The sequence below is a fragment of the Rhizobium ecuadorense genome (genome assembly GCF_001187535.1).
Classification (GTDB): Bacteria; Pseudomonadota; Alphaproteobacteria; order Rhizobiales; family Rhizobiaceae; genus Rhizobium; species Rhizobium ecuadorense.
Map to the genome: position 1 here is coordinate 1 of NZ_LFIO01001562.1, position 1,893 is coordinate 1,893.

2 protein-coding genes and 1 pseudogene are annotated in these 1,893 nt (G+C 56.2%); all 3 read right to left on the reverse strand.

From position 1 onward, the window contains the following. Positions 1–51 precede the first annotated feature (51 nt). A complete protein-coding gene (locus AF337_RS32165) occupies positions 52–321 on the reverse strand; it encodes a hypothetical protein (RefSeq protein WP_049735284.1) in 270 nt (89 codons plus the stop codon). A 208-nt stretch (positions 322–529) separates the two neighbouring features. After that, positions 530–1,594 carry a class II fructose-bisphosphate aldolase gene (gene fba, locus AF337_RS32170; RefSeq protein WP_049735285.1) on the reverse strand — a complete coding sequence of 355 codons (1,065 nt, stop codon included), beginning with the start codon at positions 1,592–1,594 and terminating at the stop codon, positions 530–532. Between the two features lie 78 nt (positions 1,595–1,672). Next, positions 1,673–1,893 (reverse strand): annotated as a pseudogene (locus AF337_RS32175) (dihydrolipoyl dehydrogenase); the annotation flags it as partial.

Genomic DNA, 1,893 nt, shown 5'->3' on the forward strand with positions numbered 1-1,893 from the left:
CTCAACATCGTCAATCACTAGATGATCTGGAAGGTGGGGTGGGGACGCCGCTTACAGTTCGTCGATCTGTACTGCAGTCGTATTGGAGGCTTGCTTGAATGTCGCATCATCGGGCTGACGAAGAAACGTCGTAATGCCGGCATAAACGGCCTTAAATCCTGAGAGCAGCCGGACCACGTCATTCGACGTGTTGAGTCGTGCTTCCAAGACCCCTGTCGCGTAAAATCCCGTGGCGCCAACCGCGACGATCGTCATCAACAGCGGCAGAACCAGTATTATAACTTTGGTCTGAATCCTGAACCGCGCAAGAATCCTGTCCATTTCGCCCCTCCCAAAAGCACTCGCTGCTCCGAACTAATGCACAATCGCACGAACAGCTTAAATTTACCTTTCGGTGTTACAAATCGCGCCAGCGGCATGGAAATGTTCATTCTTCCGGGACAAGATGGTGAGGATATATATAATTCCAGACAATTTATATTTTGTGAGAACATAAGTTCCGTGGATTCCCCTTGTCCCGTAATGACAATCAAGAGAAAAACGGATCGAGCGTACCGGACGCATAGCGCTTCGCCATCGCCGAAACCGGAAGAGCCGTAATCCGTTGCGCCATACCGGCGGTGCCGAACTGTTCGAAGCGCTCTTTGCAAAGCTTGGTGAGCGCGGTCATTGCCGGCTTCAGATATTTGCGCGGATCGAATTCGCTCGGATCTTCCTGCAGGATCCGGCGGATCTGCCCGGTCATCGCCATCCGGCCATCGGTGTCGATGTTGATCTTGCGCACTCCATGCTTGATGCCGCGCTGGATCTCTTCGATCGGCACACCCCAGGTGGGCTTCATCTGGCCGCCGTACTTGTTGATGATCTCCTGCAGCTCGACCGGAACCGACGACGACCCATGCATGACCAGATGCATGTTCGGCAGCTTGCGGTGGATCTCTTCGATGACGCTCATCGCCAGCACCGAACCATCAGGCTTGCGCGTGAACTTATAGGCGCCGTGCGAGGTCCCCATGGCGATCGCCAGTGCATCGACTCGAGTTTCCCGCACGAATTTCACCGCCTCGTCCGGATTGGTCAGCAGCTGGTCATGCGATAGCTTGCCTTCAGCGCCATGCCCATCCTCGGCCTCTCCCATGCCGGTTTCGAGAGAGCCGAGCACACCGAGTTCGCCTTCGACGGAAATGCCACCGAGATGGGCCATTTCGGTTACTTTCTTGGTCACGTCGACATTGTAATCCCAGTCGGCGGGTGTCTTCGCATCGGCTTTCAGCGAGCCGTCCATCATGACCGAGGTGAAGCCTGCCTGTATCGCCGTCATGCAGCTGGCTGGATCGTTGCCATGGTCGAGATGCACGCAGATGGGAATGTGCGGGTAGATTTCCACGACGGCGTCCATCATATGCTTAAGCATGATGTCGTTGGCGTAGGCGCGCGCGCCGCGCGATGCCTGCATGATGACAGGAGCATGAGCCGCATCCGCAGCTTCCATGATGGCGAGCGCCTGTTCCATATTATTGATATTGAAGGCGGGGACGCCGTAACCCTCCTCCGCTGCATGATCCAGCAACTGCCTGAGCGTAATGCGTGCCATTTGTGAATCCCTCCTGTCGCTGAAAAGCGCCTTGCTGTGTGTTTAACGCATGGTCCTGCTGCGTTTGGTGTCGCAGCCTCAGGCGTTCAGCACGCGGCCATAGGCATCGAGCACCGCTTCCTTCATCGTTTCGGAGACTGTGGGATGCGGGAAGATCGTGTGCATCAGCTCTTCCTCTGTCGTTTCGAGGTTCATCGCGACGACAAAACCCTGGATGAGCTCGGTGACTTCGGCGCCGACCATATGGGCGCCGAGCAGCTCGCCGGTCTTCTTGTCGAAGATCACCTTGACCATGCCCT

Bases quoted from the DNA above. Each gene is read 5' to 3' on its own strand.
- fba (WP_049735285.1), bottom strand. From the start codon at position 1,594: ATGGCACGCATTACGCTCAGGCAGTTGCTGGATCATGCAGCGGAGGAG.
- AF337_RS32165 (WP_049735284.1), bottom strand. From the start codon at position 321: ATGGACAGGATTCTTGCGCGGTTCAGGATTCAGACCAAAGTTATAATA.